At 63.5% G+C, this 14,433-nt stretch carries 9 protein-coding genes; 2 read left to right on the top strand and 7 right to left on the bottom strand.

All coding sequences use genetic code 11. The annotated features are described in order from the left end of the window. The first annotated feature begins 276 nt into the window (after positions 1–276). A complete protein-coding gene (gene mdtD / locus RN01_RS08240) occupies positions 277–1,731 on the top strand; it encodes a multidrug transporter subunit MdtD (protein ID WP_024569202.1) in 1,455 nt (484 codons plus the stop codon). Between the two features lie 62 nt (positions 1,732–1,793). Here mdtD and RN01_RS08235 read toward each other — a convergent pair whose 3' ends face one another. From RN01_RS08235 to RN01_RS08225, 3 genes are read right to left on the bottom strand one after another with little or no spacing between them, the layout of a single operon-like run. Further along, positions 1,794–2,762, bottom strand: a complete 969-nt coding sequence (locus RN01_RS08235) for a threo-3-hydroxy-L-aspartate ammonia-lyase (RefSeq protein WP_011519250.1) — start codon at positions 2,760–2,762, stop codon at positions 1,794–1,796. A 23-nt stretch (positions 2,763–2,785) separates the two neighbouring features. Further along, on the bottom strand, positions 2,786–3,766 hold the full coding sequence (locus RN01_RS08230; RefSeq protein ID WP_017514405.1) for an ornithine cyclodeaminase family protein: 981 nt from the start codon (positions 3,764–3,766) through the stop codon (positions 2,786–2,788). After that, a complete protein-coding gene (locus RN01_RS08225; protein ID WP_011519248.1) occupies positions 3,756–4,382 on the bottom strand; it encodes a transcriptional regulator in 627 nt (208 codons plus the stop codon). Before RN01_RS08225 ends, RN01_RS08230 begins: the two co-directional genes overlap by 11 nt. 543 nt (positions 4,383–4,925) lie before the next feature. Here RN01_RS08225 and RN01_RS08220 point away from each other — a divergent pair. After that, complete coding sequence (locus RN01_RS08220) at positions 4,926–7,130, top strand: OsmC domain/YcaO domain-containing protein (RefSeq protein WP_024569203.1); 2,205 nt, start codon at positions 4,926–4,928, stop codon at positions 7,128–7,130. Positions 7,131–7,332: 202 nt separating this feature from the next. Here RN01_RS08220 and RN01_RS08215 read toward each other — a convergent pair whose 3' ends face one another. From RN01_RS08215 to nirB, 4 genes are read right to left on the bottom strand one after another with little or no spacing between them, the layout of a single operon-like run. Next, positions 7,333–10,080 (bottom strand): nitrate reductase, encoded by a 2,748-nt coding sequence (locus RN01_RS08215; protein ID WP_024569204.1) that lies wholly within the window; start codon positions 10,078–10,080, stop codon positions 7,333–7,335. Between the two features lie 19 nt (positions 10,081–10,099). After that, positions 10,100–11,341, bottom strand: coding sequence for an NAD(P)/FAD-dependent oxidoreductase (locus tag RN01_RS08210; protein WP_017511552.1), 1,242 nt, complete (start codon positions 11,339–11,341; stop codon positions 10,100–10,102). A 54-nt stretch (positions 11,342–11,395) separates the two neighbouring features. Further along, a complete protein-coding gene (gene nirD / locus RN01_RS08205; protein ID WP_017511553.1) occupies positions 11,396–11,809 on the bottom strand; it encodes a nitrite reductase small subunit NirD in 414 nt (137 codons plus the stop codon). A gap of 25 nt (positions 11,810–11,834) precedes the next feature. After that, entirely contained in the window at positions 11,835–14,396 is a 2,562-nt protein-coding gene (gene nirB / locus RN01_RS08200) for a nitrite reductase large subunit NirB (protein WP_017511554.1), read from the bottom strand. Positions 14,397–14,433 lie beyond the last annotated feature (37 nt).

Raw genomic sequence — 14,433 nt, 5'->3', positions numbered from 1 at the left:
TGGGCTGGAAGCCGGAGGTGTCGATGGAGCAGGCGCTGCGCCGGATCTTCGAGGCGTATCGCGACAAGGTGGTCGAGGCACGCACGCTGGTCGACGCCAGCAACTGAGCGTCGCCCCGGACGGGGCGCGGCAGGCCATCAAAGAGGCTCTCGGCCCCCGGTTCTCGGGATGGCGGCGCGCCGCCCGCACGGCTTGTGGACTTGCCAGCGCGGCCGTGCGAGCCTATGGTTGCGGTTCGTCCCGTGCGCAGTAGGGCGCACGCACCGCCTCCAGCCCATGTCCACAGCTACGCCTGCCGACCACCCGTCCACGATGCCCATCGACCGCCGCCTGCGCTTCATGCTGTGGGTGGTGGCGGTGGGCTTCTTCATGCAGACGCTCGACTCGACGATCGTCAACACCGCCTTGCCCTCGATGGCGCACAGCCTTGGCGAGAGCCCGTTGCGGATGCAATCGGTGATCATCGCCTACTCGCTGACCATGGCGGTCATCATTCCTGCTTCGGGCTGGCTGGCGGACAAATTCGGCACAAGGACCATCTTCCAGATCGCGATCGTGTTGTTCGTGGCCGGATCCCTGCTTTGCGCCGCGGCGCCTTCGCTGCCGTTCCTGACCGCCGCCCGCGTGGTGCAAGGGGCGGGCGGGGCAATGCTGCTGCCCGTGGGGCGACTCTCCGTGCTGCGTACGTTTCCGCGTGAGCAGTATCTGCAGGCGCTGAGTTTCGTGGCCATCCCAGGCATGATCGGTCCGCTTATCGGCCCGACGCTGGGTGGATGGATTACCCAGACGTTCTCCTGGCACTGGATCTTCCTGATCAATGTGCCGGTCGGCCTGCTGGGCGTGCTGGCCACCATCCGCTATATGCCGAACTCGCGCCTGCCCGGCATCGGCACGTTCGATGCGGTTGGCTATGCGTTCCTGGCAATTGCCATGGTGACACTGTCGTTCTCGCTCGACGGACTCGCGGAGATGGGCTTTCAGCACGCCACGGTGCTGATGCTGCTGATCGCCAGCATGGCCGCGCTCAGCGCATATGTGCTCCACGCCAACAAGCGCAAGCAGCCGCTGTTCCCGCTGAGGCTGTTCCGGATTCATTCGTTCAGCGTGGGCCTGCTTGGCAACCTGTTCGCGCGTATCGGCAATGGCGCCATGCCGTTCCTGATTCCACTAACCCTGCAGATCAGCCTCGGCTATTCCCCGTTCGATGCCGGCCTGATGATGCTGCCTGTCACGGCCGCCGGCATGGCGTCGAAGCGCCTGGCCACGTGGCTGATCGAACGGCACGGCTATCGCCGCGTGCTGGTGACGAACACATTTGTGGTCGGACTGGTCATGGCGTCGTTCGCGCTGATCACGCCGACGCGCCCATTGGCGCTCATCGTGGTGCTACTGGCGATTTTTGGCGCGGTCAATTCGATCCAGTTCACCGCGATGAATACCGTGACGCTCAAGGATCTGAGTGGTACCCGGGCGAGCAGCGGCAACAGCATGTTGTCGATGGTGCAGATGTTGTCGATGAGTCTGGCGGTGACATCCGCCGGCGCATTGCTGGCGACGTTCCAGGAGGGCATCGGCGAGCATCACCTGGACGTCCTGCCGGCATTTCACGCGACGTTCGTCTGCGTCGGGCTCATTACGTCGGCATCGGCGTGGATCTTCATGCAGCTTTCGCCCGAGAAGGCGGAGCGGCACAAGGCCAGGGAAGACGTGAAGCAGGGCGGGGAGGTTTGAAGCAGGCCGGGAATGCGATTCCCGGCCCGAGTGCCTGAGGTTCGGTTTGATGCGCGGAAGGATCAGGCCGACAGCAGCGAGCAGAAACGCTCCAGGTCGACGTTGCCGCCGCTGATCACCACGCCCACGCGCTTGCCCTTGAGCGCGTCCTTCATCTGCATGACCGCTGCCAGGCCCAGGCAGCCGGTCGGCTCGACAATCATCTTCATCCGTTCGGCGTAGAAGCGCATCGCCTCGACCAGTTGCGCGTCCGTTGCGGTCAGGATGTCAGTCACGTCACGCTTGATGATGCTGAACGTGTACTGACCCAGGTGCTGTGTCTGGGCGCCGTCGGCGATGGTCTGCGGAGTGTCGATATGGACGATCGAACCGCTGCGGAACGATTGCTGGCCGTCGTTGCCCGCCTCGGGCTCCACGCCGTAGATCTGGCACTGTGGCGCCAGCGCGCGCGTGGTCAATGCGGTACCGGAGAGCAGTCCGCCGCCGCCCAGCGGGGTGAAGATGGCGTCGAGCGCGCCCACTTCCTCGAACAGTTCCTTGGCGGCGGTGCCCTGGCCCGTCAGCACATCCGGATGGTCATACGGCGGAATCAGCGTCATGCCGTGCTTTTCGGCCAGGTCGCGGCCGATGGCTTCACGGTCTTCCTTGTAGCGGTCATAGCTCACCACGGTCGCGCCATACCCCCGCGTCGCCGCTACCTTCAAGGCCGGAGCGTCGTGGGGCATCACGATCGTGGCAGGCATGTTCAGCAGCTTCGCGGACAGCGCGATGCCCTGCGCGTGATTGCCGGACGAGAACGCGACCACGCCGCCACGGCGTTGCTCGGCGGTGAACTTCGCCAGCGCGTTGAACGCGCCACGGAACTTGAAGGCGCCCATGCGCTGGAAGTTCTCGCACTTGAAGAAGACTTCCGCGCCGAGCATTTCGTTGAGCGTGCGCGACGTGTTGACCGGCGTGCGGTTGGCAAAGCCTTCGATCCGTTTGGCGGCGGCTTCGACGTCGGCGTAGGTGGGCAGTTGCAGGGTCGTCATGATGGGCAGGGAGAGGAGAGTTGTTACCAGGGCCAGGCCAGGCGTGTGCCGGTGCCGTCGGCCCGCGCGCGTTGGTCCAGGAAGCGGGCGACCGTCAGGTCCTGCAGGGCCAGTCCGGTCATGTCGAATACGGTGATATCGGCGGGCTGGCGCGTGATCGTGGCCTTGCCGGTCAGCAGGTCGCCAATCTCGATGCATGGGAGATCGGGGGCCCATTGGCATTCGCCGATGCGGCGTGCCTGTTCGCTGTCATCCACGACGATGCGCGCGCGTTCCAGCACGCCTGCAGGCAGTTCGCGCTTGCCGGTGGTATCGGCGCCGACACAGGTCAGGTGCGTGCCCGGCCGCACGGCCTGGGCGTCGAACAAGGGGCCGCCGCCCGGGGTGGCGGTGATTACCACGTCGCTGTTGGCCACGGCGTCATCGCGGTCCGTCGCCAGTTGGATTTCACACCGGTCCTGGAAGGCTGCCTCAAACGCCGCATGGCGCTGGCCACTGTTCGAAACATAGCGCACCGTTTGCAAGCTGGGCATCAAGCGCAAGGCAAATTCGAGCTGAACGCGAGCCTGGACGCCGGTGCCAAAGACGCAGAGGCGCGTGCTGTCGGGCCGGGCCAGTTGTTGCAGGCCGATGCCGCCGGCGGCGCCGGTGCGTGCCGTGGTGATGGCGTTGCCGTCAACGATGCAGAGGGGGCGCCCCGTGGCGGGGTCGATCAGGACGATCGTGGCCTGGTGGGTGTCTCCGCCCAACTGGCGGTTGCCGGGCCAGAATCCGGCGGCCTTGAAGCCAAGCAGGTTCTGGCTGCCCACGTCGCCGGCCTTGATGCCGAACACCCCGCCCGTCGCCAGCTTTTCCCGCACCACTGGGAAGACGCGTCCCTCACGCTGGCTGTGCAGCACGAATGCCTCGCGCACGGCGGCCAGCACGTCGTTGGGTAGCAGCGCCGCTTCCACGGCGTGCTTGTCGAGCAGAAGCAGTTCTGCGGATCGTTGATTAACGGACATAGCTGTAGACGGCTGCGCGCGATACGCCCAGATGGGCCGCGACGGTTTCCATGGCGCGTCGGACATCGAGTAGCCCCGATGCCTTCAGCTCACCCAGCAGCGCGCGCCGCTCCTCGGTTTTCAAGGCGCGCGGCGTGGTGGCCAGCCGCGCGGCGAAGGCGTCGATGCGGTCGCGCAGCGCGTCGGTGCCCGCAGGATCGAGCGTTTCCTTCGGACCGTCCGTGGCGGTCTGGACGAACTGGCCCATGGCCATCTGCAGGCTGCGGAACAGCGTCAGGTCGACATTCATGCACAGCGCGGCGATGTAGTTGCCGCTTGCGTCCTTGATGCCGATCGACGTGCTTTTTGCCTGACGACCGTCCGCGAACTGGTTCGCGTAGTTGGCCAGAACCTGCGGGTAGTCGGGATCGGTGATGCGCGCCTGACCAAGCTCGGTGGTCGGATCGCCAACCGCGCGGCCGGACAGGTTGTTGTGGATGGCCAGGATCGACTGCTCGGGCTCCAGCAGGTCATGAACCACGACCTCGCAGAACGGTGCGAGCGTCTGGCCGAGGCCATCGGCAATCTGCTTGATCTGGTCGAGCAGGACACGCTGCTCGGCGGTGCGTTTGACCATGTCAGGCGGTCTCGGTGTGTGAAGCCATGATTCTGGACAGTTTGTATAGAGATGGAATAAATGTCAAGAACTGGGCGAAAAAGAAGGTTCATCGCCGATTTCCGGGAAAGGCTGAAGATCCGACGGCTTAGACCGGCCAGAAGGCGACGCTACTAAACAGGCCGTCGGATGTCCCTTCCGGTCGTTAGAGGCCATTCGCGCGCACGGATGTGGGGCGATGGCAAAGAGTTCCAGCAGTCCCGCCATAGGCGCTTTCGTTGTGGACTGTGTGGCCCTGCAGCATGGCATCCAGGGCAGAGCCGGGTGTTTGCCCGGGAACAGGGATCGACGACGCATGGGCGCGCCGCAGACCCATGGGAGCTCGACGGGCCGAGACCGGCCATGAAGGGACATTCGCCTTTGTGGCGAAAATCCTAGCAATCGCGGTTCGAACATGCCGGGCGATAACGCTTGCAGAAAGCTTAGCCATATTACAATACGCACCAGCGCGGCATCGAAAATAGCGACCGCATCACATTTTTAGCACCGTTTTTGGAATTCCCCATGGAAATTAAGGTCGACTTTCTCGATAAGCTGCGTCTTGAAGCCAAGTTCGATGATTTCACGGTAGTAGCCGACCAGCCTATCCGTTATAAAGGCGATGGTTCCGCACCTGGTCCGTTCGATTATTTTCTCGCCTCGTCGGCCTTGTGTGCGGCCTACTTTGTCAAATTGTACTGTGTAGCCCGCAATATTCCCACCGATAATATCCGCCTGTCGCAGAATAATATTGTTGATCCGGAAAACAGATATCAGCAGATTTTCAAGATCCAGGTCGAATTGCCAGCAGATATTTCTGCCAAGGACCGCCAGGGTATCTTGCGATCCATCGATCGCTGCACGGTAAAAAAGGTGGTGCAAACCGGACCCGAGTTTGTGATCGAAGAGGTGGAGAACCTGGACGCCGATGCTCAATCGTTGCTGACGTTGAAGCCGGCGTCTGGCGCCAGCACCTATATTTCAGGCAAGGATCTCCCATTGGAGCAAACTATCGCCAATATGTCAGGCATTTTGGCGGGCCTGGGGATGAAGATTGAAATCGCGTCATGGCGGAATATCGTTCCCAATGTCTGGTCGCTACATATCCGTGACGCGCACTCGTCAATGTGTTTCACCAACGGCAAGGGAGCAACCAAGGAAAGCGCATTGGCGTCGGCGTTGGGTGAATTTATCGAACGCCTGAATTGCAACCATTTTTATGCCGGTACATTCTGGGGCGAAGATCTCGCCAATGCGGCGTTTGTACACTACCCGAACGAGCGCTGGTTCAAGCCGGGACGCAAAGACGCGCTACCCGTTGAAATTCTCGATGAATACTGCCTGCCTATATACAATCCCGATGGCGAGTTGCGCGGCTCGCATCTGTACGAGACCAACTCGGGGAATATGCAGCGTGGTATCTGTTCGCTGCCCTTCGTACGCCAGTCAGACGGCGAAGTGGTGTATTTCCCCTCCAATCTGGTCGAAAATCTTTACGCCAGCAATGGCATGAGTGCAGGCAATACACTGGCCGAAGCACAGGTGCAATGCTTGTCGGAGATTTTCGAGCGGGCGGTAAAGCGCGAGATTCTGGAGGGCGAAATGGCACTGCCTGATGTGCCTCAGGAAGTGCTGGCGAAATATCCTGGCATTATGGCTGGCATTCAGGTGCTGGAAGAGCAAGGTTTTCCGATATTGGTGAAGGATGCATCGTTGGGTGGGATCTATCCGGTGATGTGCGTCACCTTGATGAACCCACGCACTGGCGGTGTCTTTGCTTCGTTCGGTGCGCACCCAAGCTTCGAGGTGGCGCTGGAACGGAGTTTGACGGAATTGCTGCAGGGTCGTAGTTTTGAAGGCCTGAACGATCTGCCACGGCCCAGCTTTGTCAGTAATGCCGTGACTGAGCCAAACAATTTTGTCGAGCACTTCATTGACTCCAGCGGCGTGGTGTCGTGGCGCTTTTTCAGCGCCAAATCGGATTTCGATTTCGTCGAGTGGGATTTCTCTGGCCAGGGCAAGAATTCCAATACCGAGGAAGCAGCAACCTTGCTCGGCATTCTGGAAGACATGGGCAAGGAAGTGTATATGGCGGTGTATGACCAGCTAGGCTCCGTTGCTTGCCGGATATTGGTTCCTGGCTATTCGGAAGTTTATCCTGTCGAGGATCTGATCTGGGATAACACAAACAAGGCACTGTCGTTCCGCGCAGACATTTTGAACTTGCATCGCCTGGACGACGAAAGCCTGGAGGCCCTGCTTGAGCGCCTGGATAACAGTGAGCTCGATGAATACGCCGACATCGCCACGCTGATCGGCATAGAGTTTGACGAGAATACCGATTGGGGCCAGCTGACAGTGTTGGAGTTGAAGCTGCTCATTCATCTCGCGTTGCAGCAATTTGAGGCAGCGCACGAACTGGTGGGCGCCTTCTTGCAATACAACGACAACACGGTCGAGCGCGGACTGTTTTACCAAGCCTTGGATGTGGTGCTGGAGGTGCTGTTGGATGACGACCTGGACCTGGAAGACTACAAGGTCAACTTCCGTCGGATGTATGGCAATGCGCGGATGGACGCGGTGCTCGGTTCCGTTGACGGCAGCGTGCGTTTCTTTGGTTTGACGCCAACCAGCATGAAATTGGAGGGGCTCGACAGGCACCACCGCCTGATTGACAGCTACAAGAAATTGCACGCCGCGCGGGCAAATGCAGCGGCTGCAGCCAGTTAAGTCCGAGGATGAAGACGGCGGTGAGGGCCTCCAGCGGGAAGCGCTCACCGTCAGTGTCCGCTGTCGAGAAAGCTGAAAGGCCGCTCAGGGTCGGTCTGCGACTGTCAGTCACCCCGCAAATCGGCGATGAACCAAAAGAAGCGGACGAAAGAAAGGCGCGGCGGGCACACGGCCCGCCGCGCCTTTGTCGCCTGCGTATCTGTTAAGCCGCTTCGACCACCCGGATTTCCACCAGCAGCTTGCGCAACTCCGGCACGCAGGAGCCGCAATTGCCGCCGGCCTTCACGCAAGCCGTGATTTCCGCCGGTGTCTTAAGGTCGTGCTGGCGCACCGCGTCGCAGATCGTGTTGCGGCCCACGCCGAAGCACGAGCAGACCGTGGGGCCCGCATCGGCTGTCTTTTCGAGTGGCTGGCCCAGTAGCAGGCCGATGCGATCGCTGTCTTCCAGGCGTGCCTGACCGAAAAGCTGAGACAGCCACGCCCGCGACGGCAGGTCGGGGCGGGTCGAGAGATAGACGCAAGCCTCAAGCCGGTCATCAACGACATAGCCAGCGTGATAGACGCCCGCGGCGCGATCCTCGAACTCGAGCCAGTCCGCGTCGGGCGCCTGCGCTCCCAGTCGCTCACGTGCCCACGCGGCACGATCCGTGATGACATCGCGGCCCGCGAACTCGTGGCGATGGAAATGCTTGCCCTGGATGCGTGTCCACCAGGTCAGCGCGTCAGCGGGAAGCACCTTGCGGCTCAGCACGAAGCCGTGCCACGACACGCGGAATTCCTCCACTCGCACGGGCGTGTGCTTGAACTCGGGCTCGCCGGACACTGGATCGACGGCCGGATTGACCACCGCGCCAACGCGCGCGTCGGAGCTGAACTGGTCGTTCCAGTGGATTGGCACGAAGACGCTGCCTCGCGGAATGCCTCCGCCAAAACGGACTCGGCCGATCATCACACCCCAACGGCTGGTTACGCGTGCGAGCTTGCCTTCGCCCACACCGCAGAGCAGTGCGTCTTGCGGATGCATGTCGACGAATGGCTCGGGCAGGTGATCCGACAGACGGGCGGCTTTGCCCGTCCGAGTCATCGTGTGCCATTGATCGCGCACGCGGCCGGTGTTCAGGATCAGCGGGAACTCATCGTCGGTGGCATGGACGGGCGCGCGCGCCGCCGTGGCGACGAAGCGTGCCCGGCCATCGGCGAAGGCAAAGCGGGCATTCTCGAACAGGCGTTGCTTGCCTGACGAAGCCATGGCGGGCAGCGGCCATTGCACGGGCAGCATGGCGTCGTATGCGGCCTGGTCCATGCCAGCTAGACCGCCGATGTTGAACATGCGCGGTGCGTGGGCCGCATCATCGCCGCCACCGCTGCCATTGCGCCAGGCGCTGAGACGCGCGTGCTCGTCGAAGATCTCATGCTGGCCGGCGTAGTCGAAGCCGGCGAACCCCATGCGGCGTGCCACGTCGCAGAGGATGTCCCAGTCCGCGCGGGCTTCGCCGGGAGCGGGCAGGAATGCACGCTGGCGCGAGATGCGGCGCTCGGAGTTGGTGACCGTGCCGTCTTTCTCGCCCCAGCCCAGCGCGGGCAGCAGGATATGCGCGGCGTCGTTGGTGTCTGTGCGTGTGACGATGTCCGACGTCACCACGAGTTCGCAGCGGGCCAGCGCGCGCCGGGCCTGATCGGCGTCCGGCAGGCTGACCACAGGATTGGTGGCGATCACCCACACGGCCTTGACCTTGCCTTGTTCGATGGCCTGGAACAGGTCCACCGCCTTCAGGCCGGGCTTGTCGGCCATGGCTGGCGAGTGCCAGAAGTCCTGCACGATGTCGCGATGGCGCGGGTCGGCCAGTTCCATGTGAGCCGCGAGCATATTCGCCAGTCCGCCGACTTCGCGTCCGCCCATGGCGTTGGGCTGGCCCGTGAGCGAGAAGGGCCCCATGCCGGGACGGCCGATCCGGCCGGTCAGCAGGTGGCAATTGATGATGCTGTTGACCTTGTCCGTGCCGGCCGACGATTGGTTCACGCCCATCGAGAACGCGGTGACGACCTTCGTCGTTGCGGCAAACAGTTCGTAGAAGGCCTGCACATCCTGCGGCGCGAGTTTGCACGCGCGTGCCACGGCGGCGATATCGGCACCGTCGGCGTCGGCCACGGCCAGCGCATCGTCAAGGCCAGCGGTATGGTCCGCCACGAAGACGTCATCGCCATGACCGTGACGCGCGAGGTAGCTCAGCAACCCATTGAACAGCCGCACATCGGTACCGGCGCGCAGCGGCAGGTGCAGGTCCGCCAGTTCGCAGGTAGCGGTTCGACGCGGGTCGATCGCGACGATTTTCATCTCGGGCCGCGCTTCCTTGGCGCGGGTCAGGCGCTGGAACAGGATCGGGTGGCACCACGCGGTATTGGAGCCCACCAGGATTACGAGATCGGCCAGTTCGAGGTCCTCGTAGCTGCACGGTACGAGGTCCTCGCCAAACGCGCGTTTGTGGCCAGCGACTGCCGACGACATGCACAGGCGCGAGTTGGTGTCGATGTTCGCAGTGCCGATAAAGCCCTTCATCAGCTTGTTGGCGACGTAGTAGTCCTCGGTCAGAAGCTGGCCCGACACGTAGAGCGCGACGGCGTCGGGGCCGTGCCTGGCGATGATCTCCGTGAAGCCACGGGCGACCTTGTCGAGGGCTTCGTCCCAGTCCACGCGGCGCAGCGAGCCATCGGCATCGCGCACTTGCGGATGCAGCAGCCGCCCGTTCAGGTCGAGCGTTTCGCCCAGCGCGGAGCCCTTGACGCAGAGCCGCCCGGCGTTGGAAGCATGATCGGCATCGCCGGCAATGTCGACCAGGCCATCGGCACGCACGGTGGCGCGCACGCCGCAACCTACGCCGCAGTAGGGGCAGGTCGTGGAGATTGTCTTGGTGGGGGTGGTGGCGACCACCGCGATATCTGACAGGTTCACGTCGATGTCCCGGAAAAAGCTACGCCGCAAGGGCCTCGCATTGCGCCTTGCCGAACAGCAGACGCTGACGCAATGCGGCTACCGGCTGGCCGGTCTGGATCAGGTCGAAGTACCACGGCCCGTCCTGGACGTCGCCATAGAGCACGGCACCGACAAGCCGGCCACCCTGCAGCACCAGACGCTTGTAGACGCCTCGGCGCGGATCGCGCAGCACGAGGTCTTCGCTGCTTTCGCCGCCGATGAAGTCACCGGCCGAATACAGGTCCACGCCCGTGACCTTGAGCTTGGTAGCGGTGGCCTGCTGGACATAGCGGCGGTGGCCGGCACCTGCCAGGTGGGCGGCGCACACCCGTGCCTGATCCCAGATCGGCGCCACCAGCCCGAACGTGGCCTGGCGGTGCTGCACGCATTCGCCCACGGCGTAGATGCGGGGGTCGAAGGTCTGCAGCGTGTCGTCAACGACGATCGCGCGCTCGCAGCGCAGCCCCGCGCTGGCGGCCAGTTCGATGTTGGGGCGCACCCCGGCGGTCATCACCACAAGGTCCGCCGGGATCTGCGTGCCGTCCTTGAACAGCACGCCCGTGACCCGCTCGCTGCCGAGCACGGCGGCGGTCTGCGCGCTGAGCAGGAAGCGCAGACCCTTGCGTTCCAGCGCTGCCTTGAGCAGTTCGGCGGCAGGTTTGTCGAGCTGGCGCTCCATCAGGCTGTCGGCCAGGTGCACCACGGTGACGTCCATGCCCTGACGCATCAGCCCGTTGGCCGCTTCGAGGCCAAGCAGGCCGCCGCCGATCACCACCGCATGGCGATGATTGCGAGCGGCGTGGAGCATTGTTTCCACGTCCTGGATATCGCGGAAAGCGATCACGCCGTCGAGCGTGTGGCCGGGGACGGGGATGATGAACGGCTTGGAGCCGGTGGCCAGCAGCAGGCGGTCATAGCGGACTTCCTTGCCGGACGCGGAACGTACCAGCCGGCGCGGCCGGTCGATTGCAACGACCGGATCGCCGGCCAGCAACTCGATGCCATGCTGGCCATACCAGGCGCGGGTATTCAGCATGATGTCGTCGACGGTCTTTTCGCCGGCGAGCACCGGGGACAGCAGAATGCGGTTGTAGTTGCCGTGCGGCTCGGCGCCGAACACTGTGATGTCATACAGGTCCGGCGCCAGCTTCAGCAGTTCCTCGACCGTGCGCATTCCGGCCATGCCATTGCCGACGACGACCAGTCGCGGCTTGGCGTGGGACGAGACGGGGGGCGTCATGAGCGTCTTCCTGATTCTGGCTGTTGGCGTGGGCGAGGGGGTGTCGATCGAAGGTCAGGCGGCCAGTTCTTCCTCGGCCTCCGCTTCTACCTCTACCTCTGCCTCCACCTCGCGGGCCATGGCCGCGGTGGCCACCCAGACCTTGCCGTCGTAGACCCGTGCGGTATAAGCATCCACCGAGTGCTCGGGCACTTCGAGGCATTCGCCGGTGCGCAGATCGAAGTGGTGCTTGTAGATCGGCGACGCCACCACGGTGCGCGGGCCAAGGTTGCCGACCAGACCACGCGACAGCACGTTTGCCTGCGCGTTCGGGTCGAAGTTGGCCAGCGCGTAGACCTCCTCGCCGCGGCCGATGCGGAAGACGGCGACCTGTTTTCTGTCGACCAGGGCACAGACACCAGTATTGGGCACGATATCGCGCAAGGTGCAAATCGCGGTCCAGGTCTCTGGGTGGTGGGCTTGGCTCATCACGTTCTCCTTGAAATCGGGGGCTTCACGCAGCTTTTGCGGGCACGGCAACCACGGGGATGTGGCTCAGGCGGGAACGTTGCAAGTTTCGTTCCTCCTGCGTGGCGGGGCGAACCTGGCCGCGCTCCTCCAGAAACATGAGGTTGTCGTCGCGCAGGTCGCTGTTGACGAAGTGGCGGAAGCGCTTGCGCGTCTCGGGGTCGGTGACGGCGCGCTTCCATTCGTCTTCGTACGTATCCACCACGTGCTGCATCTCGGCTTCGAGTTCGGCGCCGATGCCGAGCTTGTCGTCGATGATCACGGACTTCAGGTAATCCAGGCCGCCTTCGAGGTTGTCGCGCCACGTGCTGGTGCGTTGCAGGCGGTCCGCCGTGCGCACGTAGAACATCAGGAAGCGGTCGACGTAACGGATCAGCGTTTCGCGGTCCAGATCGCCCGCCAGCAGTTCGGCATGGCGTGGCTTCATGCCGCCGTTGCCGCACACGTAGAGGTTCCAGCCGCGCTCCGTGGCGATGATGCCAACGTCCTTGCCTTGCGCCTCGGCGCATTCGCGCGTGCAGCCCGAGACGCCGAACTTGATCTTGTGCGGCGCGCGCAGGCCCTTGTAGCGGTTCTCGATGTCGATGGCCAGGCCGACGGAGTCGTCCACGCCATAGCGGCACCACGTGGAGCCCACGCACGATTTCACCGTGCGCAACGATTTGCCGTAGGCATGGCCCGATTCGAAGCCGGCCGCGATCAGTTCTTCCCAGATCAGCGGCAGTTCCTCCAGCCGCGCGCCGAACATGTCGACCCGCGCGCCGCCGGTGATCTTGGTGTAGAGGCCGTACTTCTTCGCGATCTGGCCAACCGAGATCAGGCCGTCGGGCGTGACTTCGCCGCCGGGCATGCGCGGGACCACCGAGTAGGTGCCGTCTTTCTGGATGTTGGCCAGGAAGTAATCGTTCGAATCCTGCAGGCTGGCGTGTTCTTCCTTGAGCACGAATTCGTTCCAGCACGACGCCAGGATGCTGCCGACGGTCGGCTTGCAGATGTCGCAACCCAGCCCGGAGCCGTGCGCGGCCAGCAGGTCGTCGAAGGACTTGAACCTGCCGACGCGCACCAGGTGGTAGAGCTCCTGACGCGAGTACGGAAAGTGCTCGCAGACATGGTTGTTCACGGCCATGCCTTGCTTCTTCATTTCCGCCTTCATGATCTGCGTGACCAGCGGCACGCAGCCACCGCACGCGGTGCCGGCCTTGGTGCACGATTTCAGCGCGCCGATGGTGGTGGCGCCATCGCACACGGCGCCGCAGATCTCGCCCTTGCTGACGTTGTTGCACGAGCAGATCTGGGCGGTATCCGGCAGCGCGTCGGCGCCGAGCGCGGGCCGGGCCTTTCCGTCGGAGGCAGGAAGGATCAGGAACTCCGGAGATTCCGGCAGTTCGATCCGGTTCAACATCATCTGCAGCAGCGTGCCGTACTCGGCGGCATCGCCAACCAGCACGCCGCCGAGCAGGAACTTGCCGCACTCGGATACCACCAGCTTCTTGTAGATCTGCTTGCGTTCGTCGGTGAACTGGTATGAGCGGCTACCCGGTTCGTTGCCGTGCGGGTCACCGATGCTGGCCACGTCCACGCCCATCAGCTTGAGCTTGGTGCTCATGTCGGCGCCAGCGAACTCCGAGGCTTCGCCGCGCAGATGCCGGGCGGCTACGCGGGCCATGTCGTAGCCCGGGGCCACCAGGCCATAGATCTTGCCGTCCCACAGCGCGCACTCGCCGATGGCGTAGACGTGCGGGTCCGAGGTCAGGCAGTTGTTGTCGATCACGATGCCGCCGCGCGCGCCGATCGTCAGGCCGCTGGCGCGTGCCAGCTCGTCGCGCGGACGGATGCCGGCCGAGAACACGATCATGTCAGTGTCCAGGTGCGTGCCATCGGCGAAGTTCATGCGATGCGTGCCTTCGGTGCCATCGACGATCTCCAGCGTGTTCTTGCCGGTGTGCGCCGTCACGCCCAGTTCCTCGATCTTCTGGCGCAGCATTCGGCCACCGCCATCATCGACCTGCACCGCCATCAGGCGCGGGGCGAACTCCACAACGTGGGTCTGCAGACCCATGTCGCGCAGCGCCTTGGCGCACTCCAGGCCAAGCAGGCCGCCGCCGATCACCACGCCCGACTTCGCGCGCTGGCCGCATTCGAGCATCGCCTCGAGGTCCTCGATCGTGCGGTAGACGAAAGTGTCCTTGCGATCCTTGCCGGGCAGCGGAGGCACAAACGGATAGGAGCCGGTGGCGAGCACGAGCTTGTCGTAGCCGAGCGTCTCGCCTGTGGAGGTGGTGACCGTCTTCGCGGCTGTGTCGATGGCCGTGGCCTTCGCGTTCAGGCGCAGCAGCATGTTGTTGTGCTGGGCGAAGAAGCCTTCAGGCACCAGCGACAGATCCTCGGCGGACTTGCCGGCGAAGAACTCGGACAGGTGGACGCGATCGTAGGCGGGGCGGGGCTCCTCGCAAAGCACCGTCACATCGAGGTCCTGCGCGCCGGCGTCCGCGAGGCATTCCAGGAACTTGTGGCCGACCATGCCATGCCCGACGATGATGATCTTCATGATGCTTTCCTTGTCCGAAGGGAATGTCTTGTGGAAT

This window comes from Cupriavidus sp. SHE, from assembly GCF_000812445.1.
GTDB classification, from domain to species: Bacteria; Pseudomonadota; Gammaproteobacteria; order Burkholderiales; family Burkholderiaceae; genus Cupriavidus; species Cupriavidus metallidurans.
Note: the sequence above shows the minus strand (reverse complement) of the source record. Positions and strands in the feature narration are given on the sequence as shown.

Bases quoted from the DNA above. Each gene is read 5' to 3' on its own strand.
- mdtD (WP_024569202.1), top strand. From the start codon at position 277: ATGTCCACAGCTACGCCTGCCGACCACCCGTCCACGATGCCCATCGAC.
- RN01_RS08235 (WP_011519250.1), bottom strand. From the start codon at position 2,762: ATGACGACCCTGCAACTGCCCACCTACGCCGACGTCGAAGCCGCCGCC.
- RN01_RS08230 (WP_017514405.1), bottom strand. From the start codon at position 3,766: ATGTCCGTTAATCAACGATCCGCAGAACTGCTTCTGCTCGACAAGCAC.
- RN01_RS08225 (WP_011519248.1), bottom strand. From the start codon at position 4,382: ATGGTCAAACGCACCGCCGAGCAGCGTGTCCTGCTCGACCAGATCAAG.
- RN01_RS08220 (WP_024569203.1), top strand. From the start codon at position 4,926: ATGGAAATTAAGGTCGACTTTCTCGATAAGCTGCGTCTTGAAGCCAAG.
- RN01_RS08210 (WP_017511552.1), bottom strand. From the start codon at position 11,341: ATGACGCCCCCCGTCTCGTCCCACGCCAAGCCGCGACTGGTCGTCGTC.
- nirD (WP_017511553.1), bottom strand. From the start codon at position 11,809: ATGAGCCAAGCCCACCACCCAGAGACCTGGACCGCGATTTGCACCTTG.
- nirB (WP_017511554.1), bottom strand. From the start codon at position 14,396: ATGAAGATCATCATCGTCGGGCATGGCATGGTCGGCCACAAGTTCCTG.